This window comes from Candidatus Dependentiae bacterium (assembly GCA_035445995.1).
Lineage (GTDB): Bacteria > Babelota > Babeliae > Babelales > Vermiphilaceae > DAOMRS01.
In genome coordinates, this window is the sequence record DAOMRS010000001.1 from 362,290 (window position 1) to 384,202 (window position 21,913).

Genomic DNA, 21,913 nt, shown 5'->3' on the forward strand with positions numbered 1-21,913 from the left:
ATGAAGAAGCATATGGCATTTTTGCTTTTATCTATCAATGTTTCTTGTTTTGCTATGGAATCAGGTGATAATCCACAATTTAATACTAGTGCACCAATTGCATGCACTCACATTACTCAATGTAGTACTGCAATTGCACGTGCCGTAGAAAAAAATATAGAACTCGAGAAAGAAAAAAAACAACTTGAACAAGAAGTTACACAATTAAAAGAATCTCATGCAAGCCATCAACAGCACTTTATACGTCTTAATCAACAAGTTCGTGATGCCACTGATCGCCAAACCGTTGCTGAATATGAATGCGAAAAACTGAGCGAACAACTACAAAAGGCACAAGCTTTTGCTCAAACCCTCCTGACTTTATATACCAATCACATAACCGAGTATATAGCCCTGCAGCAGCAACAAAATACTATAATTACACGCATGCTTGAACAACAACAAGAACAATGGCTCGAGCATAAAGAATTAATCAAAACTCAACTAGCTTTACACCTGCATAACTCATCGTATAAAAGAGGCACATTCTTTGATGAAGAAGGAATAGATGAAGTTGAACATTTCACTAATAATCAAATTATGAGCTATCTACGCTCTTTGGTTATAAATATGAAACAATTAAAAACTCGTCGGCGCGTACCAGTTACCACACCAGCACCGCCAAATACCCCACATGAAACATGCCAATTTGAATTAGATGAGTTAAGCGAAAATCAATAATACTTGAGTGTTGCATTTATCTGCTACATATTATTAGTATCCACTTGAGACATTTTTTTAAGGAGTGGATTATGAACATTAAATGTATATATGAGCTCGGGCTTATGATATTCTGTTGTACATCTATCAGTATGGAACAAGAACAACTTAATTTAGCTCGAGAAAAATTTGAATGGAAAAAAGAATATCAACGTGTACAACTTGCAATCGAAGTATATAAATTAGCAGATAAAATTAATTGGAGTATAGATTTACAAAATAAACTACATGATATAACAATTAATCAACGTGTAGTTTTTGAGGCACAACGTATTATCAACAATTTTTTTTGTAACGGACAATCCACTCCACCATCTCCTAATAAACTATCTCAATACAAACAAGATTCTCCGATGTTTCCTCGAAGCGCTAGTTTTTCCGGATCTGATCGATTGTTAGAACCTTTAGAACAAGGTTATCATACTGACTAAAAAATTTTATTTTGCGATAGTCACTTTTGCAGTACGCAACACAGATGTATGATTAATACTAGTATCTTTCATTAAATACCCTGGTTGTATTACTTCCACGATTTCACCCTCTTTATGATTAGGTGATTCAACCTGTGCCAATGCTTCATGGAATACCGGATCAAATACTTGATAATTGTCCATTGGTTCAACGCCAAATTGGAATAATAACTTATCTAACGCTTTGCGGATAAGTACAAAGCCTTCTTGCCATGCTTGTTGCTCAGATGCAACATCTTTTTTCAAGGCACGATCAAAATTATCCACAATATCAAGTAAAGGTAGTAGAATTTCTTTTTGGCCATTCTGACGCCACAAGATCTGTTCTTTTGCGGTACGTTTTCTATAGTTATCAAAGTCCGCATTTAAACGCATATATTTATCTTGCCACAATGCAAGCTGCTCTTGGCACTGCATCAATACATTATCAGGTTGTGTATGGGTCTCAGGTGTTGTTTGTTCTACTGTTTCAAATGATTCTTGTTCTTCAATATTGTTTTTCATAATTATTTGATCTGACATTTAAAATGAGAAAAATATAAAATCCGCTATAATTAGCCCTATTTGTAGTATATCATAGCATGGTGCCAACGCAACTGCAGTTGGCAGTACAAAACTCATTAACTCTTTCTTTTTTGACGGATTTTTTTTATACATAGAACAAGAACATGCGAAAGCTACTTCTTTAACTGAGGATAAAATTAATGAAGAAACAGCTCCTGTTAGTACTAACACTTACCCAAAGTATACATGCTATTGATAATGCCCATTTCTATCGTGCAACAAACCTGTTTCAAGAACCTCGATTTGAACGATCCTACTTGACTACTTTTGACGTTAGTGTTGCTGCCGGATCTACAAAAAAAGCCAGAAACTCTCACCGAGACACTGTTCCACTGCTCGATATTTATGGACCATACAATATGATTGATTTGGGTGTAGGCGTGCCTGGTAAAAACTTGTGCAATTTAGTAGACATGACCCTGGTAGAACTGTCTCGCACACCAGGTCGTACCGTGCTCGATTGCAATTGCGATCCCAAATACCAATTTGGCTTTTTTTCAGTTGGCGGAGAGTTCAATATTATTGAAGCAAACATTTTTTACACACAAAATTTAACAAAAGGGTTTTTCTTTCAAATCCATGCACCCATCCGTAAATTACAAATTCATGATATTTGTTTTAAAGATATTTCTCCCTGTGATGATCTATGTCCTAACAAAGAAACTCCTATTTGGCAGACATTCCTCTGTTTATTCAATGACATGCTTAATCAATATTGTTTAAGCATTGCACCATTTTGCAAAACCGGTATTGGTGATACTTCATTCCTCATTGGATGGACTCACAATCATCAAGATACGGAAGTTCTCGATTTTATAGATATGACCTTCAAGTTCGGCATCCTCGCACCAACTGGTGCAAAACGCAATGAAGACCAAGTATTTTCTTTACCTATGGGCTACAACGGCCACTGGGGCGTTCCTATCTCTGCCGATCTTGCGCTTGGTTTATATGATTGGCTTACGATTGGTGGTCATGTAGATGCCATATTTTTTGCAAAAACCACTCGTGACATCCGCTTAAAAACAGCACTCTATCAAAGTGGATTAATTAAGCTAGCAAAAGGTCAAGTAACCATAGACCGCCGTTCACTCTGGAATGCCGGTCTCTACTTAAAAGCTGATCATATTACACGCGGCTTATCACTCCTTTTTGGCTATACATTCTCAAATCAAAATAATATTACCCTAGATACGTGTGATTGTTGTTTCGATCCTGGCATTATTAACTCAGATGAAGCATTACAAGGTTGGAAAATGCATACATTACATTTCTGGTCTGAGTATGATTTTAGCAAAGAAGATTCACGCACCGGTGTACGACTTGCTGCTTTTTATAACTTAGAAGTAAGTGGTAAACGAATATTCAAAACGAGCATTGGTGGTGGCAGCATCGGCATTGATATTAACTTAAATTATTAACAACATAAGCATAGAAAAATTTAAAAGGAGCACAAAAAAATGAAGCGAACAGTACGCCATGCACTTTTGTGGTGTGTTATTCTTTATACCTATACCTATACGGCCATAATTATCCAGGGTGACGATCAATGCGCACCCTATGGTTTTACACAACCAGTAACAGCAAAAGTTCTAAAAAAATCTACCGGTACCATATTTGTTGGTGTAGATGCGCCGGATAATAATCAATATGCTATTTCAAAAGCCGGACGCCCTATAAGCAATACGACACCAAATTTTGTTCCTATCGCCACTGATACTAACTTTCCTGACAATGCTTCTATTGAGTTTTTAGCACTATCAGAACCTGCAAATTGTCCGTGTATTTTACCTTTTGTTATTCAAGCAAACAATGCTTTGTTTGAAGCCACTAATATTGCAGCCATTTTTGAAGACGGTTCTAGTTATGTAGAATCGGATGATCTTAATGATGCTGCCGAAAATCTGACTGCGGGTATAGTGCAACTTGAAGCAAATTCTGCATATGCTTTTGCAGCAGTACGGCCTGATGGCGGTGACTTTGGCGATGAAGACAGTGGGATTGCTCTCATCAATATCGTATGCTGCAAAGAATTTTCTGCCGCAACCATTGATTTAATTACCAAAGATGCAACTACAGGTCAAAATGGCAATCGGGCACAAGAGCTTGATTTCAATACAGCAGTATTAACTGATGGTACCAATGATATACAATTTTTATCAGATCCTGACGATATTAATAAAGTGGCCATGTACTGGGATAATGTATTTGCACGTTTGTATATTGGTGTTCGTGTGGAAACTGACACAAGCCTCATTGCAAAAGCCGTTACGGTTGGTCGCATTGGCACCGGACTTGTACTCGAAAACATTGTTGCTAATGCTGCCATCACACCCGGCGCAGATGATGAAATTGTAGTAAGCGGTACCGGACCAGTTGCTATCAAACATATCCGTACTATGCATGCAAGTACCGGCCCAAGTTATTTAATTGTTAATGGTGGTAACGGATTTTCGGATCAAGTTGGTAATTTGATTTTTGCTCTTCCTTTGGTAGATGATAATGGTAGTCCAAACCTACATGGAACCCTCGCTGACAAAGATGCACCACTCACCAATTTTAAATTTACCGTTCCTGCAACCATGCCGGGAGATTTGGCAACAGAAAATGAACCAGCTACCATAGTTGGTGCATGTCCACTGCCTATTTTGCCGGAAGAAATGATTTCTGACATTAATGTAGTTGGCGATGCGGTGTATGTTTCTATTTCTGATGACTCGGCACCAAGTTCTACTGGTTCATATGGTATTTTTTATTCACAAGCAGAATTCAGCGCCGATGGCAAAATTGCACGTTGGACTCCATGGGTACGCCGCGCCGCACCATTTAATGCATTTCCTGGCGTGTTACTACCGGGTAATTTAACGGATAATGGTTCAGTGAATTTTTTTGAAGTAGATGCAAAAACTGGCAACATTTGTTTGGTAGAAGGAACCACGGGCCAAGTTGTCGGCGTAACTACATGGGCAACTAGCAGTGTTCCTGGCAGCTTAGTCAATACGTTGAATACAAAATTAACATGTGGTAGCTATTCAGTTTTAGATTTACATCAAGCCACCCGTGGTTTTTTGGATGGTACCATCAATCGTTATGCCCTTTTTGGTGGTACAAATAAAGTAGTATTTTTACGTACTAGCATTTCACAAGACATAGCAGATGTATGCGCTGAGCAAGAAGTTATTACTAATTTCACTTCAGAACAAAATTGCTTAGAAACACAATTACCCGGAACTCCTGGCTGTGTTAATGTACTTGAATATTCTCGTACTTCAACCCAAGAAGGTGATGCAAATTACTTTTTTGCCGGCACGCAAAAAGGACTATATGTCTTTGCTGATAATACCGGTAATGGGTTTAATGTTGCAGCACTCGGCACACTTGATCAATATCCGTTCAATGGCGCATGGCGAAAAATAGATACCATAAACGGAGCAATAGTTGATCTAGAAATTCTTGGTGAAAATTTATTTGTGCTCACGTATGAAGTTGATTGCAAAAACAATATTCCGCTTAAAAATAAGGTGTTATCAATTCCTTTAGCAGACAATATTGCAACTATGTTTGATTCTGCAAATATATTTACTATCGCAGAAACTGGCGTAGCACCATTTGATAACCAATTGATGTTCACGGGCATAGAACTTGTGGCCACCAGCACCTGTACTGCTAATGACCCATCAGACAAAACGCAATTAGTACTGACTACCAACAAAGGATTATTTGTATCTGCCGCAAATCAATCACTCGATAACACTGGTATCCCCGATGCACAGAATGCAATTGAAGCTGCGTGGGAGTTAGTCACTCCCGATGATACTACCATGTATAGCAATATTTTTGGCATGGAAACACCAATACCACATACCGTATGGCCAATTAGCGTTGAGGATCAGAAAAACTGCAAAACATATGACCGTAGTAGCGTACATCAAACAAACGCTTGCGGGGATAGTGATGGCGACTTTGATATAAATAATGTTCCAGAATTTTTTAATGCAGAAGACAGCGCACTCACGGCATTCAAAACACTAAATCCTATTTTTTATTTCTTCTCAGACGGTGGTCGACGATTTTTTATTTTCAACTCTATATGCAATCCACCAACACAAACAAAGATAGGCGTAATACCATTTGATACACAAATATGGCGCGTAGAACAATCGACAACACTCAATAATGCCCTGCTCAATACCATTGCACGTTTCTTGTGGCTAAGTCCAATTGGAGCTACCGGTATATTACTTGCCGGAACTAATACCGGCGTAGTTGGTTTGCTGTAAACCATATAGCTGTTCTAATTGATGTGTCATTGTATGCAATGTATGTTGTGCACAACCAATATGCTCTGCACACGTAGACATCAAAGTAGAACAACACTGCCTAATACGATTTACAATCTGCATAAGATACGTAATATCATCTGGAACAACACGCATACGTGTGTGTATACAATGATCAAGACAAAATGAGGCAAACACAAGCTGCCCCATCAATACATTGATATGTATGGTACATTCATCTTCAGAAACAGCATCACTATTGTCTTGCTGTAAAATACTTGCTGCATGCCATGCTTGCATGCATGAATCAAATGATTTTTTATACCAAGAAGAACGCATAGGACTTTGCAAGTCAAGCGGAACACAATCTGCCTGTAACCAGGCGCTCCACACGGTGAGTAATACGATATACCATGTTTTTGATCTTACCACCTTTTCCATGAATACTCCTCACCCGCTCGAAAATACATATGATAATGCATAAAGATATATACAAACATCCCTACTCACTAGTATATTCACATATTTATATTCTATTTGTCAATGGATTAAGGGTGGTATATTGCAATAAAAAAGCCCCCCAAATGGAGGGCTATATGCTATGCGAACCTGGTCATTAGAATGGTAAATCATCCTGGAATGGCGGCTGATCATTAAAATTGAGCTCCCCGGTGCTCATGTCATCTTCAGAAGTAGAAACTGTTTGTGGTTTTATTGGCGCAGATTTGACTGTTTTTGCAGGTTCAACCTGGGGTTTTTGAACCATTGCTGCTTCTTGTTTTTTTATAGCATTCTTTTTTATAGTCTCTATCTGATCAAGAAGTTCCCGTTCAAGCTCATTTTTTGGCTCTTGTTGTTCTTCTATAGCTACGCCTGCTTCATTGCTTCCACCTAAGAATACCACGCGATCAGCAACTACTGAATGTTTACTACGGTTTTGACCATTTTGATCTTGCCATGTATCAAGTTTTAAACGGCCTTCTACTAATACCGGACGCCCCTTGCTTAAATATTGGCGGCAACTTTCTGCTTGTGGTCCCCACACGTCAATATCCACAAACAATACTTCTTGCACCATTTCCCCTGTTTGTCTGTTTTTAAATTGGCGATTAGTTGCCAATCCTAAGCGGCATACACCTTGTCCTGATGCAAGTTCTTTGTGCTCGGGATCTCTAGTTAAATTACCGATTAAGATAATACGATTATATCCTGCCATGACGTACCTTTCCGGATAACAAAAATTATAATGCAATAAAAGATTTGTTGATTTTATATAGATTTATAATGATTTATTATTTTTTTGATTAAGTCAATCCTCTACACAGCAAACTAATTTGATTTTTAATTTAATTTTATATTTACTTTTAGTTTTGCGTATATTTTTTCTTTTTTTGAAAGTTTTGCGCTTCCCGCGCAGGGCAAATATATTGCTTGCCCAATATATTTGATACAAGGGCAAAAAAGAGAAGAATCTCTTTTTTATCTCTCTTTGCGCTCATACGACAAACTCTCGCCTATATTTTCTGCTCATGTTTTTAAGTTGATCAAATCTATTTTGCTAATTTTAGCCCACTGTATGTTACCGCGCGGCTGCGGATTGTTTCTACGAGCGCGAACGAAACAATACATAAAATAAAGAATCCGGTAGCGAGCCTTGACCTCGGCCGATAGGCTCGAGGGTCATGCATACGAGCGGGAAAAGGATCAAACAGGCTGTTTGTGTATTTTAGTCCAGACCTTTTGTACAAGCAAAAGGTCTGGTGCCGCCTGCATAAGGCAAATGTACGAAAAAGAAGAAAAATTTATCAAAGTTAGATAGCTATAAGAATCTACTTTTCTAAGTTTTTTAAAAACTGTACTATTTCTTGTACTTGCTTTTGCATCCATTCCACACGCTGTTCAAATTGTTGCAATTTAGTACAGCATGCATCTAATTCTTCTTTTGTTGCACAGGTCCAAAAGCAATTTTTCTTACCTTCTGCATAGGACAGCAGATGCTGCATACTTACTTCTTGCAAATCAGCAACAGACTTAATCAGACTGGGCAAATTTTGCAAGACATTACCCAATAATTGTGTATTGTCTTCTTTTAATTTACTGATTGATGGTAATTTTTTTTTTGTAACAACGAAAGGGTTTTCTATTTGTTCTGCAAATATATAAACAATACCTAACATACCAAGAATAAAAAATAATGTTTTACTACGATGCATATGATTCCTTTTATCGAAATAATACACGTGCATAGGCACGAACACCAATAACTACATACTGTACAAATGTTACTGCAACCAATGTAAACAATATACCGAGTGAAGTATAATATGTTTTAATGGGTACCCATTTAAAAAAATAACACGCAAATAACCATGTGATAAACCCCATCTGCGCAAAGGTAGTAACTTTACCTAGCAGTGTTGGTTGTACACGTAAGTTACCCGTACGTGCAAGCACCACAAGTGATCCACCAACTAACAATATTTCTTTAAACAAAACAACCCATACAAACCATACAGGAATTGCAAAAAGTGGCGATTGTACAAATGCTAAAGTAAAAAAACAAGACAATAATAAAGCTTTATCAGCTATAGGATCTAGACACGCACCTAAAAACGTGCGTTCATCACGTAATCGTGCTATGTACCCATCAAGAAAATCTGACACTGATGCTAACACAAACAACCAAAATGCGACACCCCACTGTTGCATAATCATAGCAACAACAATTATCGGTGTTAATACGATACGCATAAAGGTAACCCAGGTAGCACTAGTGATACGTTTTTGCTCAGCCGGTAACTGGTGTAATAAGCGCAGATTTATACTTTTTATTTTCTTTATATCAAATCGTGCCATCACACCTCAAACATAGCAATTGGTTCACAGATTTTTATTACATGCCGGTGATCACGCCACCACCAAGACATTCATCACCCTTATATAATACTGCAAATTGTCCCGGGGCGATACCTTGATCACGTTCTTGTAAATTTATTGCGGCAGTTCCGTCATTTTTGTATGTCACGGTACCACAATGCATATATGCACCGTGGCGTAACTTGATGTGCAAGGTAGAATCAATAGGTTGTTGACCAGTAGTCCAATTGCAATTGGCAATAGTGAACGATTTACGTTGTTTGTCGTCTGCATGATAATTACGTGAAATATAGACAATATTATTACGCGGATCTTTATCAACCACATACCACGGCCCACCGGCAAGTCGTAATCCTTGACGTTGGCCAATAGTATAAAACCAAAAACCTTGGTGTTGTCCCATAACATTACCAGTTTCTACTTCCACCATATTGCCTGGCCGTTCTCCAAGATGATGTTTTACAAAATCAGTAAATTTTAACTTGCCCAAAAAACAGATTCCTTGGCTATCTTTACGATCTTTATTAGGTAGATTAAATTGATGCGCTAAGTCACGCACTTCTGCTTTGTTTAAGTGTCCAATAGGGAATATAATACGTTGCAATTGTTCTTGACTCAAATGGGATAGAAAATACGTTTGATCTTTAATCGCATCAGGTGCTCTCAGCAAGCGCACGGTACCATCCGACCGTTCTTGGACCTGTGCATAGTGACCGGTTGCTACTTTATCAAATGAAGCATCAATTTTATCCAAAAAGAAGCCAAATTTTATACGTTGATTACACATAATATCCGGATTTGGTGTACGACCGGCTTTAATTTCGGCAATAGTATACCCTACCACGGTATCGGAGTATTCTTTTTGTAATGAGATAATCTTGAGAGGTACCCCTAATTGCTCGCACACGGCGCGCACGTAGCTCAAGTCTTGCTCCCATGGGCAATCCCCTAGGTACGCAAGCTCGTCTTCAAGCCAGATTTTTAGATAAAACGCGGTTACATCATGCCCTTGGGCTTTGAGTAATGCAAGAGCTACGGAGCTATCTACCCCGCCGGAAACCAGCGCTGCTATTTTTAGTTTTTTCATACTTTCAGTATAACAAATGAGGACAAAACAACTAGGGTATAATAGCCTATAATTGTTACATATAGAATAATTAGTTGATTATTTCCTCCCAAAACACCTTATTTTAGGGCCATCCATTTGCTAAAAAAACCTGAAAAGATATTATAATGAAGTATTACAAGTCATTTTCACGCTTTGGGGGTTATTCCGCATGATTCGCAAAAAGTATATACGTATTGTTACTACCCTATTTATTAGTGGGTTTTTGGCTGCCCAAGCTAGTGCTATGGAACAAGGCGCACAACAGCTTACCAATGCCCAACTCCAGACAATCCAAGCTGAAGCAGCACAGGCTATACAAGAAATGAACCAGAATGGCACAACTATAGAAGCCATTCTGCAGGAAATGGCACAGGATGAAGCACAGCATGCTGCCCCATTCAACACGGGCATACCGCAGATAGATGAGCTTACGCAACAAGCAGGTATTCTCCTTCCTGCCATACCCAACTTTGAAAAAGATCGTCAACGTGCACAAAATCAGAATACCGTATTACTTGGTCATCCAAAAGTACCGGTTGCACTGTATAAACGTGACCTGTATGAATTACCGTTTTTTGCTGCAGATCTTGCTATTGCGTATGCAGGGTTTCATGTTTATAAACAATACCGCATAGAACACTTGTACAAACTATTGACCACCCATACAGAAACAACCATCGAAGAACTTGAAAAAATTCAAAGTCTACAAAAACAAATTGAGAGCAAATCACTTGATGCTGCACAACAAGAAACTACTCAAAAAGAGCTTGATACCTTATGGGAAAAATTTGGTGAACAACATGCATATATTGGATACAACCCCTTCAAGCTCGATATGCTCCTGCCACTCATTGGTACCATGATTGGACATGCTGCAAGCAGTTATGCACAAAGCAAAATTATCCTCAAAAACTCTTTTGTACCGGAAGCGCAATTTGCATACACAAAAAAAGCGGATGGTAGTTATGAACGTTTTGAACTTGATCGCATGTATACACCAACAATTGATGATTACAAAAAGTTGCTTGATACAAATCAGGGACACAATCATAACGATGTTGCAACAGCTCTAAAAACAGCAGCAACATTTTATGGGTACGTAGGATTGTCTTCAGCATTCTGGTCAAAATCACCCCTTGCCGCTATGACCGCTTTAAAATTTTTTATTATCCCTAATCCGAACACACCAATTACTGACAACATGCCTGACATAGGGCCACTCATACCTGATGAAGCAATAGAAAAAGGTTGGTATAAAATTACTGGCCTACCCGACTGGCTTCACACGGTAAAAAATGCACCCGCAACGCGTTATGTAATGGAAGCTATTATCCTCGGACGAATATTAATCCTAATCGATCGTGCATATCACGGTGCATGGATAAAACATGTGCAAACAAATACCAATGAATTGATAACTCTATTAAAACAGTATCAGGCAACTCACGAATTATCCAATAAAAATCCAGACAAACAACATGCACAACAACAACTGAAAGATTTCATTGCAACCGGAACTACCATTACTTCATGGCGCACGGCATGCCAAGATTTATTTGTTCATAAAGTTATGGGGCGCGCAAGTGTACAAGTCCGCGTAGTCAGTTGGCTGACTACCGCAATTAGTGCAAGCTTGTTATGGAAAAGCCGCACTCCTATCAAATTTATATATAATGGTGCAAAAACCGGCATTATTTCAACTGAAGCTCTGCTAATTGGTGGATTAATAACAGCGTATTATGGTGGCGCATTATTCGGCCCTATAGTAGCTCAATCAGCATACATAGTGTATCAAGATATAAAACATGTTGCACAAAGTATAAAAAATTATGTGTTGAAAAATTGGCAATCAAAAAAAGAAGATCCGGCAATAGTAGCAACAGATCAAGAAGAAATTAATAACGTATCAGTAACTAATTAAGAGGAATATTTTATGAATATACTAAAACAAATACATGCTATATTGCTTGCCATCATGGCATGCCAACCATTTATGGCATTTGGTATGGCCCCAAGTACTTCGGCACCACAGCAACCACAACAAGACATCCCACAATTATTACGCTATCTACAATATGGTTTAGACGCTGCAGGTCATGCCGGTGCAACGGTTGTACGAGCAGGTGTGAATGCCGTAGACCTCATTCGCCAAGCCAACCAAGATCGTGCAGACAAACGTCGCAAAGAACTCATGAACATTATAAGCAACTATCCACCAACAAGTAAAATCAGGCAAGATGCTGAAGCTCAATTAGATGCACTGCAAAAACAAGAAGCAGAAACAAACAAAGCACTCAATGATATTCAAGCTGGCGGTGCAAAAACCTTGGTAGATATGGGGCAAGCTGGCGTTGCAGTATTACGCAAATTTGGTGAAGAAACTGCAGAACGTCAAACTAAAGTACAAGTTGCAGCTGCACAAGGCTACCAGACGCGAAAAGGTATGGTTGAATCAGTAGAAAAAGTTATGGAAGTATTTACTAATACTAACACGCGTAACAAAGCAGTAGTGTTCTTGACACTCGGTACATTGGGCACCGTTGGTACATTCTATGGTCTAAAGTTCGGGTTTCAAGTGCTCAATGATTGGTACAACACACCGGAGCTTGCTGAAAAAACTTCACTCCTACCGTGGTACAAAAAATTGTTCGGCAAAACTACACAATCAGTTGCATTGAGTGATGTAATTTTTAACGCAAAGTTAAAAACAGAAACTGATGAGCTGGCACATATTTTACAAAACACGGTGAACAACAATGGCTACTTTGAACATGTATTATTATATGGCGCTCCAGGTACCGGTAAAACATTATTAGCAACTGCTTTAGCAGACAACTGTGGACTTGAATATATCTATTTTGCAGCTTCCGCATTTGAAGATCATACAACAGAAGAAGCCGTACGTAAGGTAAAACAACTCTTTAATTTTGCAAAAGCATCACGCAAAAAACTTATGATCATTATTGACGAATCAGAGATGATATTCCAAAGTCGTCAATCTGGCATTGCATTGAGTGAAAAAATGAGTGCCGTACGCACAGAAATTATGGGACGTATGGGAACGCCACAAAAAGACTTTATGATCATTGCGTTAACTAACCGTCCGGGTGAATTTGATAAAGCTTTTGATAGCCGATTTACCACTCAAATAGAAGTTAGTGCACCTGCAGCAGAACAACGCAAACAAATACTTGAATTATATATTAATAAATTGCTTGCCAGCCAGGGTGAAACCGACATTAAGCAACACCCATTATTCACGCAAGCGTATATTAATCAGATAAATAGTAAATTGAATAACTTTGTTGGTCGTGATATTTTTAACCTAGTTGTTGCAATTCAAAATGCAGTCAATGCAACTGAAGATAAAAAAATCACCAAAGATTTGGTTGATCGTATTGTTGAACGTAAAATTGCACAAAAACAAAAAGATCATAAAAATTACGCATAACTAGTAATTAAGAAAAGGACTATCATGAAAAAACTAAGTCTCATACTGTCTCTTCTAGTGAGCTTTCCTGTTAACCTATGGCCAATAGAACCTGTACAAACCAAAAATGGCATCAATATCAGCATTATCGGTTGCAATAACCCTACTAATAAAATAGTACCACTCCAGGTTGGTGGCTTGCCATTTGAACTTAATGAAAATCTTACGGTACAAGACTTTACCGGTCAAGATATATATCCACTAGCAATTACGGTTACCAATACAACTGATAAACCACTGGTATTAATGCCATATTCAACGCGCATTCCGCTTATTACCAACAAAGAAGAAATCACTAAGAAATTGCATCACCGAAACTACATAAAACCGCTCTTATTCTGGCTTGGATCCAGAATTATACAGACTTTAATTATGGCTCCTATAGTGCTTAACAAGTCATTCAATATGGCTAACAGAGGTATGACACAAGAGGAAATTATGCTAACTCTATCTCAAGATCCAACCGTTATATTATCAAACCTATTTGATAGAGCAGCACTTTTTGCAACACCGGTATACTGGTGGTACTTGCGTAAATTAAACCAAGCAATTGATGCGGCGATTGGTCAATACTTGCTCGACAATAATGTAACCATTATGCCCGGTCAAACCATCAAAAAAATACTTGCTTGCAAATATCGCCCCGGAAGCATGCTCAATTTGAATTTTTATGATCTATCCGGCCAAGTAGCCGAATCAATTGATCTTGCAATTAACTAAGCTCCTAGTGCTTCTTAAGAATTAAAAAAGGCTCCACATGCTGGGGCCTTTTTACTTACATGACAGTATCCTATAATTACGTTATACTAAGCCAAACATCTTAATTTATTGATCTTTTTGGTAGGTACCCATGAGCAAGAATGTAATAGAAAAACTTCACCATGCATTTAATGATTATCTTATCACTACATTTGGTATAAACAGTACACGTGCCCAAGCATGCGAATTTACCCTCAATGTTGATGAAGCACGCCAGCAGTTTGGCGATATTAGTTCTAATGCAGCCATGCTCCTTGCCAAAGAACTCAAACGTGCTCCACGTGATCTTGCTCAAGAAATTGCACAGAATTTTTCTCATCCTTATATTCAAAAAATAGAACCTGCAGGCCCTGGATTTTTAAATATCTTTTTATCTGTCGAAGCATTGCGTACACTCACCAAAGAATTGGCAGAACAAGGGATTGAATTTTTCAAAACTATACCAGCCAAACCACAACATATTAATGTTGAATTTGTGAGTGCTAATCCAACCGGCCCTTTGCATTTTGGTCATGGGCGCGGAGGCATCATTGGTGATGTACTGAGCAATGTACTCAGATTTTTGGGTAATCAAGTAACTGCAGAATTTTACATAAATGATGCTGGATCACAAATTGACAAACTGGGTAATGCATTCAAAATACGTTGTATGCAAGTTGCCGGTCAAGATGTACAGCTGCCAGAAGATGCTTACCATGGCGAATATTTAGTAGAGCTTGCCAAAGAATGCATCAAAACACATGGTGCTCAAGTTCTTGAAAAACCTGATGCCTTTTTTGCTGAATATGCAAAAACACATTTACTTGAACGTATCAAATATACCCTCAACAAATTTGGAATCACGTTTGATAATTACTTCTCGGAAAAAACACTTCATGAACAAGGCCTCATTACTGAAGCACTCGAAATTGTTAAAAAAAACGGCTACTTATATGAACAAGATGGCGCACTCTGGTTACAATCTACTGCCTTTGGTGATGACAAAGACCGTGTCGTACGCAAAGCATCAGGAGAACTTACCTACGTTGCTGCCGATATTGCTTATTTAAAAAACAAAATCGATCGTGGTGCCAACCGTCTTATTATGACGCTCGGTCATGACCATCATAGCTATGTAGTACGCTTACATGCTGTACAACAAGCACTTGGGCTTGGGCAATATCCACTTGATATTATTTTGTACCAGCTCGTTAAAATCAACGAAGGTGGTGAACAAGTACGTATGTCAAAACGTGCCGGCAAAATGGTCACGCTTGATGACGTTATTGATGCGGTCGGTTCTGATGTTGCACGCTTTTTCTTCTTGAACCGCAAAGCTGATGCACAGCTTGATTTCGATCTCAATCTTGCACTTACCAAAAGTGAAGAAAATCCAGTTTACTACTTACAGTATGCTTATGTACGTACCAAAAGTATTTTGGGTAAAGCAGCAGAATTAACTGACCTTGAAACCATTGGCCCAAAAGACAGCCAATACATTGGTCAGGAAGAAAGCTTGCTCATCAAAAAGATGGTATCGCTCAAAACCCTGCTCGTCGATATTGGACAACAATACAACACGCACACATTAACTTATTTCGCCCTTGAACTCGCCAACCTGTTTCATAAATACTATAGCCAGCATCGAGTTATCGATCCGGACAATATTAACAAAAGTCGAGCGCGCCTGTTATTGGTCAAAGAAATACGCAACACCTTTGAGTTGATTCTTGATTTGCTGGAGCTGAGCAAACCTGACCGAATGTAACTATATACTTTAACTTCATTGATTTCTATCTCCTTAAATTGCTATATTAAAATTATATGCAGATTCAAAAAAAGGAGATATCTATGAAATATGCACATATAGCGTTGATTACCGCTGTTGCGATTGCAAGCCAATCACATGCAGCTGTATTTACGGTACAAAACAAGGGATCAAAAGCTATTGAGGCAGCACCTATGTGGTCTGGCAGCTCTGAATCTTATACTACTATCAAACCGGGGCAAGAGGTCCGTTTTGACTCAGGACTCAATGCGGTAACCGGTATCAGATGGCGTTTGGTAACAAGTAATAATCCAACACAGGGTACCGAATGTTATCAATACTATAAAGCAACTAAAGCACCACATTTTGCAGGAGCACTTAACTTGGGCGGTAACATCCAGATACTTGACGCCGGTTCCTACTCATGGTACTTCGGCGTTGATGGATCAGGTTCAGCAGTTGCAACACCAGGTAGATAACTTATTTTTGAGCTTACCAAAAAAATTGAGAGGAGCTTAGGCTCCTCTTTTTCTGAGTAATCCTCCCTTACCATTGCCAAAAGCCCCATTTATGGCAAACTATACATATAATTATCAAATACCTATCCACTTTATTTTATTCGGGGGATATATGGCAAAAATAGATTTAAACCTTATTCAAGAACTTCGCCAACGTACCGGTCTTGGCATGATGGATTGCCGCAAAGCATTGGAAGAAACCAATGGCGATATAGAAAAAGCAATCGAATTATTGCGTAAAAAAGGTGCTGCTGTTGCCGCTAAACGGGCAGACAAAGATACTGCACAAGGGATTGTACACGCGTACATTCACCCGGGTAGTCAACTTGGTGTATTGGTTGAGCTCAACTGTGAAACAGATTTTGTTGCACGCACACAAGATGTTAAAAACTTCGCACATGATCTATGCATGCACATTGCTGCGCTTAAACCACTTTACCTTGCGCCAGCAGATGTTGATCCTAAATTTTTAGAACATGAAAAAAGTATTCTAAAAGAACAACTTGCCGGATCAGGAAAACCGGAAAAAATTTTGAATCAAATTATCGAAGGTAAAGTAAACAAACTTTATTCAGAAATTTGTTTGCTTAAACAGCCATTCGTTAAAAATGATCAATTTACCGTAGAACAAGCACTCGAAGAATTAATGGCAAAAACTGGTGAGCGTATTAACATTCGCCGTTTTGCACGGTATGAAATTGGTGCTTAATAATGGACCCCAAACGCATACTACTTAAACTGACCGGCACTATTTTGCTGGATACAGATGGCAAACTCAGCTCTGTGCATATTACACAACTTGTGCGTCAGTTATATGCGTTACGTAGTTCGCATCAGTTTGGCATTGTAATTGGTGGCGGCAATTTCTTCCGCGGAAACCAACACGGTACCGCGATGGGATTGCAGCCTACCACTGCACATCAGGTTGGCATGCTTGCAACCATGATGAATGGACTCATTATACGTAATATATGTACACAACTGGGATTAAACACCAGTGTGCTCTGCGCATTACCATGTCCCACCGTAGGTCAATTGGTATCCGAGCACACTATACAACAAGCACAACAACGTGGTGACATTATTATTTTTACGGGTGGCACAGGTAATCCATTTTTTACCACAGACACCACTGCTGTACTGCGCGCATTACAAATGGGTGCAGACGAGATCTGGAAAGCAACTGATGTTGATGGAATTTACCACGCAGACCCACGCAAGCAACCTGATGCTCGGTTTATACCGGCTACGACATACAACGAGGCACTCCGTCAAAATTTGGCCATCATGGACAGCACGGCATACACACTCGCCGCACAACATAATTTGGTAATTCGTGTGTTTAATGCTTTTGCACCTGATGCATTTATACAAGCAGCACACAATCAAACATTTGGCAGTATTTTAGCATAAAGGAAAAATTCATGGCTCTTGAGATCCAATTGATAGAAAATGATGTAAAAAGTTTCCAAACTCCTATGGAAGCAGAATTAGAAAAACCGATTAAACACTTCCAGGGTGAATTAGCCAAAATCAGAAGTGGTCGTGCCCATACTTCTATGATTGAAGATATACAGGTATCAGCATATGGCCAAGCACCTATGGCACTCAAAAATTTGGCTTCCTTGGCGGCACCAGAAGCACGATTATTAACCATCCAACCATGGGATAGTTCAATCATTGCTGACATTGAACGCGCTATTAACACCTCAGACCTCGGCGTAAAACCTGCAAATGATGGTTCGATTATTCGTATACAATTGCCGAACGTCAGCGCTGAGCGTCGCGAAGAACTCCTTAAAGTCTTGAATAAAAAGACTGAAGAATGCAGAATTGCAATCAGAAACATAAGAAAGGACTTCAACAATTTAATCAGAGATGCCAAAAAAGATAAAAAAATATCTGAAAATTTCTTTAACCGCTTGAGCGATGTGCTTCAAAAAGTAACAGATACCTATATACAAAAGGTAGATGACTTAAGTAAGAAAAAAGAAAAAGATATTACTACATTGTAAAGCTTTTTTTTCTTATAACTTATGCTACAATAGTCTGCATAAGAATTGAAATATGGGTTGCTCCTGTGGAGTAACCCATCACGTACCAAAATTGCAAGAGTGGCGGAATAGGCAGACGCGCTGGACTTAGGATCCAGTTCCCGAGAGGGAGTGGGGGTTCGACTCCCCCCTCTTGCACCAAAAAAAGGAGCAGGTCGTGAAACAAAAAAAAACTGTAATGCAGGCATCTGGTGCAAGCACTATAAGTACGTCATCGTATGTAGTTACCCAAGAACAAGATCAATCTTCTCATCACAAATTATCGTTTCAGTTTGAAAAAACTCAACCAGAACTTGGCTATGGTCACGTCATTATTCCAGCATCCATCATAGATGTGATGTATCATGAAACTGCACGCACACAACAACGCATCTTACGTGCACCTGGTTTTTCACTCGGCAATGTTCCTATTGCCTACATACAAAAACATTTACAAACTAATTTAATGGGGCACCTGAAAGAATTCCTATTCAAATATAATGTGCTCAACAACTTATTCCGCTCTATTCGCGAGGAAAAAATTCCTGTAGCAGGTGCACCACGCCTAACGCAAATCAAACTTAACCCACATGAAGACGCGTATTATACGTTCGAACTTTCATTGTTACCTGCAATAGAAATTAACGAATGGAAATATTTACCATTCAAAGCTCCCAAGCGAAAAAATTACAAAGATCTTGATCGTCAAGTTGAATCATTCGTCAAACAAGAACAAGATGCATTAAAAGAATGCAGTATTGACGGTATTAATGTTGGTGATTGGGTATATTTTTCACTCGCGATTGCTGATCCAAACAATAAACCGTTAATCAACGGCTATGCAGAACGATTTTGGTTCAAAGTCGGTAATGAAGATGTAGATAATCCGTTACGCTCCATGTTTCTTGATAAAAAAATAGGCGACACTTTTTATAGTACAAACATTGGATTACAAACATATTTTGGCAATCAACTTGATACCAATTATAATTTTGAAGTTACTATTATTGATATATTACATTATGGGTATTTTTGCTTTGATTTATTCAAACGCCACTTTAGAGCAAAAACTAACAAAGACATGGGCAAAAAACTCATCGAAGTATTTTCATACCGCAATGACATTTCACAACGCCGCAGTATGGTAGATGAAACACTCAAGCTATTGATTAATAAAAATCGTTTTGATATTCCCAATCATATTATTTTACGTGAGCAAAAAAATATTCTGGAAATGGTACGCGAGAATCCCGATTACAACGTATATCGCACGCAAAAAAATTTCACCTATCGCGTACGCCAATTAGCAGAAAAATTAGCAAAAGAACAAACGTTTATAGATCATTTAGCGTATACAGAAAATATTTCGATTGACCCCCAAGAGGTAAAAGCCTACCTTAATTTAACCTTACGGCCACGCATGCGCGAGTTTTTATACTTTAAGTTCAGCGAACCACTCATCGAAGGCCAAGAGGTCCCTATACCGGAAGAAGAGTTGAACCGTATTGCACTGCGTGAAAAAGCGATTAACTACGCAATATATCAACTAACGAAGAAATAAAATCTCCCGCTCCTGGCTTGTCAAAGAGTCACGGGAGAAAAATTATGAGAAATTATCATGAAAAACAAAATTCACGAACTTATCATCATAGGATCAGGCCCTGCAGGCCTGACCGCGGCAATATATGCCGCACGCGCAAACCTGCACCCACTTATTATTGAAGGCAAAGAGCCGGGTGGCCAGCTAATGGGCACAACTGCAGTTGAAAACTGGCCTGGTGAAAAAAATATCATGGGTCCACAGCTGATGCTGAATATGAAAGAACACGCCAAACATTTTGGGACTGAATTTTTATCAGAATCAGTCGCACAAGTTGATTTTTCTCATCGACCATTCATGCTCAGAACCGATCGCGATAAAGAGCTCAAAGCGCATGCTATTATTATCGCTACCGGCGCTACGCCGAACAAACTGAACTGCCCAGGAGAAGACGAGTATTGGGGCAAAGGAGTCAGCACCTGTGCCGTATGCGACGGTGCATTCTATGCGGATAAAAAAGTATTGATTGTCGGTGGCGGTGATACCGCTATGGAAGACGCATCTTTCATGAAAAAGTTCACTAAAAACATTACTATTGTGCAAATTTCTGATGCACTAACCGCCTCACATGCTATGCAGCAGCGAGTCATTAATGACCCGGATATTAATATTATTTATAATGCTACGGTCACCCAAATCCACGGCGATGGTCAGCATGTTACCGGAGCTACCATAACCAACCAAAAAACCAATGAGACTACAAAGCTCGACGTTGATGGCGTCTTTATAGCCATTGGGCTCAAGCCAAATACAGCTGTTTTTGAGGGGCAACTTGCTATGGGCAAATGGGGGTACCTCGATATAAAAAACCATACCCGTACCTCTGTTGAGGGCGTATTTGCAGCTGGCGATGTTTCAGATTACCGCTATAAACAGGCAGTGACTTCCGCCGGGAGTGGATGTATGGCAGCCTTGGATGCAGAGCGCTATCTAAAAAGCATTGGCAAATAAGACGGTGCATATAAGGTTTTATTTGAAAAAACCACAATTTTAGTTACAATAGGGTATATAATAAGCTTATAAAGGACCTATCATGTCAGTAACCGTATTCAAAAAAAGTCTCAAAAAACGTCGTCGCAAACATGGATTCAGAAAACGCATGGAAACTAAAGATGGCCGCAAAATTCTAAGCCGTCGCCGTGCAAAAGGTCGTAAACGTCTTGCTGTACGCTTCTACTAAGAGGTAGAACCGATGGCACGAATCGCCCGTGAAATTACGCGATTTCCATCAAAAAAAGCTATCGATGAATTATTCAAGAAAGCCCGGCGTGTGGTTCAACATCCGGGCCTTCATCTTTTAGTGGCACCCAAGCAACGTTCTATTGGGCACGTTTTAATTATCGTTCCTCGTGCAGTTGGCAGTGCACCCGAACGTAACAAAATTCGCCGGCAAATTAAATCTATTGTATATGAACACAAACTGTATGACCGTAGTCTTGATTGTATTGCTATTGTCAAAAAAGGAGCAACAGATTTGAGCTTCGAACAATTAAAAGAACTGGTCCTACAAGCGTATGATAAGAATCATAAATAAACTGATCATTTTCATTATCTCTGGTTTACGTCCATTACTTGGTCCCGCACATTGCAAATATCCAGTAACCTGTACACCATATGCTATTGAACAACTCAACACCCAACCATTACACCGCGCACTAGGGTTAATTATTAGACGCATATTATCATGCAATCCATTTGGAGGATAACT

General features: G+C 39.0%; 23 protein-coding genes and 1 tRNA gene. 18 read left to right on the forward strand and 6 right to left on the reverse strand.

Annotation, left to right across the window (positions count from 1 at the left end):
• Together PK943_01770 and PK943_01775 are read left to right on the forward strand one after the other, a co-directional pair.
• Complete coding sequence (locus PK943_01770; protein ID HRN77941.1) at window positions 1-720, forward strand: hypothetical protein; 720 nt, start codon at window positions 1-3, stop codon at window positions 718-720.
• Window positions 721-791: 71 nt separating this feature from the next.
• A complete protein-coding gene (locus PK943_01775) occupies window positions 792-1,190 on the forward strand; it encodes a hypothetical protein (GenBank protein HRN77942.1) in 399 nt (132 codons plus the stop codon).
• A gap of 6 nt (window positions 1,191-1,196) precedes the next feature.
• On the opposite strand, the gene PK943_01780 is transcribed toward PK943_01775, so the two are convergent.
• Entirely contained in the window at window positions 1,197-1,733 is a 537-nt protein-coding gene (locus PK943_01780) for a nucleotide exchange factor GrpE (protein HRN77943.1), read from the reverse strand.
• A gap of 200 nt (window positions 1,734-1,933) precedes the next feature.
• Between PK943_01780 and PK943_01785 the strand changes: the two genes are divergently transcribed.
• Together PK943_01785 and PK943_01790 are read left to right on the forward strand one after the other, a co-directional pair.
• Window positions 1,934-3,214 (forward strand): hypothetical protein, encoded by a 1,281-nt coding sequence (locus PK943_01785; protein HRN77944.1) that lies wholly within the window; start codon window positions 1,934-1,936, stop codon window positions 3,212-3,214.
• A gap of 39 nt (window positions 3,215-3,253) precedes the next feature.
• Entirely contained in the window at window positions 3,254-6,073 is a 2,820-nt protein-coding gene (locus tag PK943_01790; protein HRN77945.1) for a hypothetical protein, read from the forward strand.
• Here PK943_01790 and PK943_01795 read toward each other — a convergent pair.
• From PK943_01795 to mnmA, 5 genes are all read right to left on the reverse strand, one after another.
• Window positions 6,032-6,514, reverse strand: coding sequence for a hypothetical protein (locus PK943_01795; GenBank protein HRN77946.1), 483 nt, complete (start codon window positions 6,512-6,514; stop codon window positions 6,032-6,034). The genes PK943_01790 and PK943_01795 overlap by 42 nt on opposite strands.
• Before the next feature lie 175 nt (window positions 6,515-6,689).
• The gene (ssb, locus tag PK943_01800; GenBank protein ID HRN77947.1) at window positions 6,690-7,289 is read right to left on the reverse strand and encodes a single-stranded DNA-binding protein; all 600 of its coding nucleotides are present in this window, start codon (window positions 7,287-7,289) and stop codon (window positions 6,690-6,692) included.
• A gap of 613 nt (window positions 7,290-7,902) precedes the next feature.
• A complete protein-coding gene (locus PK943_01805) occupies window positions 7,903-8,286 on the reverse strand; it encodes a hypothetical protein (GenBank protein ID HRN77948.1) in 384 nt (127 codons plus the stop codon).
• Between the two features lie 10 nt (window positions 8,287-8,296).
• Complete coding sequence (locus tag PK943_01810) at window positions 8,297-8,929, reverse strand: CDP-alcohol phosphatidyltransferase family protein (GenBank protein HRN77949.1); 633 nt, start codon at window positions 8,927-8,929, stop codon at window positions 8,297-8,299.
• A 37-nt stretch (window positions 8,930-8,966) separates the two neighbouring features.
• Complete coding sequence (gene mnmA / locus PK943_01815) at window positions 8,967-10,037, reverse strand: tRNA 2-thiouridine(34) synthase MnmA (GenBank protein HRN77950.1); 1,071 nt, start codon at window positions 10,035-10,037, stop codon at window positions 8,967-8,969.
• 190 nt (window positions 10,038-10,227) lie between these two features.
• On the opposite strand from mnmA, the gene PK943_01820 reads away from it, so the two are divergent.
• The 14 genes from PK943_01820 (at window position 10,228) to yidD (ending at window position 21,911) form a co-directional block, all read left to right on the forward strand.
• Window positions 10,228-11,979, forward strand: coding sequence for a hypothetical protein (locus PK943_01820; protein HRN77951.1), 1,752 nt, complete (start codon window positions 10,228-10,230; stop codon window positions 11,977-11,979).
• 12 nt (window positions 11,980-11,991) lie between these two features.
• Window positions 11,992-13,509 (forward strand): AAA family ATPase, encoded by a 1,518-nt coding sequence (locus tag PK943_01825; protein ID HRN77952.1) that lies wholly within the window; start codon window positions 11,992-11,994, stop codon window positions 13,507-13,509.
• Window positions 13,510-13,533: 24 nt separating this feature from the next.
• Entirely contained in the window at window positions 13,534-14,268 is a 735-nt protein-coding gene (locus tag PK943_01830; protein ID HRN77953.1) for a hypothetical protein, read from the forward strand.
• A gap of 130 nt (window positions 14,269-14,398) precedes the next feature.
• Complete coding sequence (gene argS, locus PK943_01835; GenBank protein HRN77954.1) at window positions 14,399-16,054, forward strand: arginine--tRNA ligase; 1,656 nt, start codon at window positions 14,399-14,401, stop codon at window positions 16,052-16,054.
• Window positions 16,055-16,137: 83 nt separating this feature from the next.
• Entirely contained in the window at window positions 16,138-16,533 is a 396-nt protein-coding gene (locus tag PK943_01840) for a hypothetical protein (protein ID HRN77955.1), read from the forward strand.
• A gap of 151 nt (window positions 16,534-16,684) precedes the next feature.
• On the forward strand, window positions 16,685-17,281 hold the full coding sequence (gene tsf, locus PK943_01845; GenBank protein HRN77956.1) for a translation elongation factor Ts: 597 nt from the start codon (window positions 16,685-16,687) through the stop codon (window positions 17,279-17,281).
• Between the two features lie 2 nt (window positions 17,282-17,283).
• Complete coding sequence (locus tag PK943_01850; protein ID HRN77957.1) at window positions 17,284-17,985, forward strand: UMP kinase; 702 nt, start codon at window positions 17,284-17,286, stop codon at window positions 17,983-17,985.
• An 11-nt stretch (window positions 17,986-17,996) separates the two neighbouring features.
• Complete coding sequence (gene frr, locus PK943_01855; protein HRN77958.1) at window positions 17,997-18,587, forward strand: ribosome recycling factor; 591 nt, start codon at window positions 17,997-17,999, stop codon at window positions 18,585-18,587.
• A gap of 93 nt (window positions 18,588-18,680) precedes the next feature.
• Window positions 18,681-18,767, forward strand: a tRNA-Leu gene (locus PK943_01860).
• Between the two features lie 16 nt (window positions 18,768-18,783).
• Window positions 18,784-20,166 (forward strand): trigger factor, encoded by a 1,383-nt coding sequence (locus PK943_01865; protein HRN77959.1) that lies wholly within the window; start codon window positions 18,784-18,786, stop codon window positions 20,164-20,166.
• A 57-nt stretch (window positions 20,167-20,223) separates the two neighbouring features.
• A complete protein-coding gene (gene trxB / locus PK943_01870; GenBank protein ID HRN77960.1) occupies window positions 20,224-21,156 on the forward strand; it encodes a thioredoxin-disulfide reductase in 933 nt (310 codons plus the stop codon).
• Window positions 21,157-21,238: 82 nt separating this feature from the next.
• Complete coding sequence (rpmH, locus tag PK943_01875) at window positions 21,239-21,385, forward strand: 50S ribosomal protein L34 (GenBank protein HRN77961.1); 147 nt, start codon at window positions 21,239-21,241, stop codon at window positions 21,383-21,385.
• A 12-nt stretch (window positions 21,386-21,397) separates the two neighbouring features.
• Window positions 21,398-21,739 (forward strand): ribonuclease P protein component, encoded by a 342-nt coding sequence (rnpA, locus tag PK943_01880; protein HRN77962.1) that lies wholly within the window; start codon window positions 21,398-21,400, stop codon window positions 21,737-21,739.
• Window positions 21,720-21,911: a membrane protein insertion efficiency factor YidD gene (gene yidD, locus PK943_01885; GenBank protein HRN77963.1), complete on the forward strand. Its 192-nt coding sequence runs from the start codon at window positions 21,720-21,722 to the stop codon at window positions 21,909-21,911. Before rnpA ends, yidD begins: the two co-directional genes overlap by 20 nt.
• Window positions 21,912-21,913: the final 2 nt, after the last annotated feature.

Excerpts from the sequence above, each read along its gene's own strand:
- PK943_01830 (HRN77953.1), top strand. The coding sequence starts at position 13,534 with ATGAAAAAACTAAGTCTCATACTGTCTCTTCTAGTGAGCTTTCCTGTT.
- frr (HRN77958.1), top strand. The coding sequence starts at position 17,997 with ATGGCTCTTGAGATCCAATTGATAGAAAATGATGTAAAAAGTTTCCAA.
- PK943_01825 (HRN77952.1), top strand. The coding sequence starts at position 11,992 with ATGAATATACTAAAACAAATACATGCTATATTGCTTGCCATCATGGCA.
- PK943_01775 (HRN77942.1), top strand. The coding sequence starts at position 792 with ATGAACATTAAATGTATATATGAGCTCGGGCTTATGATATTCTGTTGT.
- PK943_01850 (HRN77957.1), top strand. The coding sequence starts at position 17,284 with ATGGACCCCAAACGCATACTACTTAAACTGACCGGCACTATTTTGCTG.
- trxB (HRN77960.1), top strand. The coding sequence starts at position 20,224 with ATGAAAAACAAAATTCACGAACTTATCATCATAGGATCAGGCCCTGCA.
- rnpA (HRN77962.1), top strand. The coding sequence starts at position 21,398 with ATGGCACGAATCGCCCGTGAAATTACGCGATTTCCATCAAAAAAAGCT.
- PK943_01790 (HRN77945.1), top strand. The coding sequence starts at position 3,254 with ATGAAGCGAACAGTACGCCATGCACTTTTGTGGTGTGTTATTCTTTAT.
- rpmH (HRN77961.1), top strand. The coding sequence starts at position 21,239 with ATGTCAGTAACCGTATTCAAAAAAAGTCTCAAAAAACGTCGTCGCAAA.
- PK943_01785 (HRN77944.1), top strand. The coding sequence starts at position 1,934 with ATGAAGAAACAGCTCCTGTTAGTACTAACACTTACCCAAAGTATACAT.
- ssb (HRN77947.1), bottom strand. The coding sequence starts at position 7,289 with ATGGCAGGATATAATCGTATTATCTTAATCGGTAATTTAACTAGAGAT.
- yidD (HRN77963.1), top strand. The coding sequence starts at position 21,720 with ATGATAAGAATCATAAATAAACTGATCATTTTCATTATCTCTGGTTTA.
- tsf (HRN77956.1), top strand. The coding sequence starts at position 16,685 with ATGGCAAAAATAGATTTAAACCTTATTCAAGAACTTCGCCAACGTACC.
- PK943_01780 (HRN77943.1), bottom strand. The coding sequence starts at position 1,733 with ATGAAAAACAATATTGAAGAACAAGAATCATTTGAAACAGTAGAACAA.
- PK943_01795 (HRN77946.1), bottom strand. The coding sequence starts at position 6,514 with ATGGAAAAGGTGGTAAGATCAAAAACATGGTATATCGTATTACTCACC.
- PK943_01820 (HRN77951.1), top strand. The coding sequence starts at position 10,228 with ATGATTCGCAAAAAGTATATACGTATTGTTACTACCCTATTTATTAGT.
- PK943_01770 (HRN77941.1), top strand. The coding sequence starts at position 1 with ATGAAGAAGCATATGGCATTTTTGCTTTTATCTATCAATGTTTCTTGT.
- PK943_01840 (HRN77955.1), top strand. The coding sequence starts at position 16,138 with ATGAAATATGCACATATAGCGTTGATTACCGCTGTTGCGATTGCAAGC.
- argS (HRN77954.1), top strand. The coding sequence starts at position 14,399 with ATGAGCAAGAATGTAATAGAAAAACTTCACCATGCATTTAATGATTAT.
- PK943_01810 (HRN77949.1), bottom strand. The coding sequence starts at position 8,929 with ATGGCACGATTTGATATAAAGAAAATAAAAAGTATAAATCTGCGCTTA.
- mnmA (HRN77950.1), bottom strand. The coding sequence starts at position 10,037 with ATGAAAAAACTAAAAATAGCAGCGCTGGTTTCCGGCGGGGTAGATAGC.
- PK943_01805 (HRN77948.1), bottom strand. The coding sequence starts at position 8,286 with ATGCATCGTAGTAAAACATTATTTTTTATTCTTGGTATGTTAGGTATT.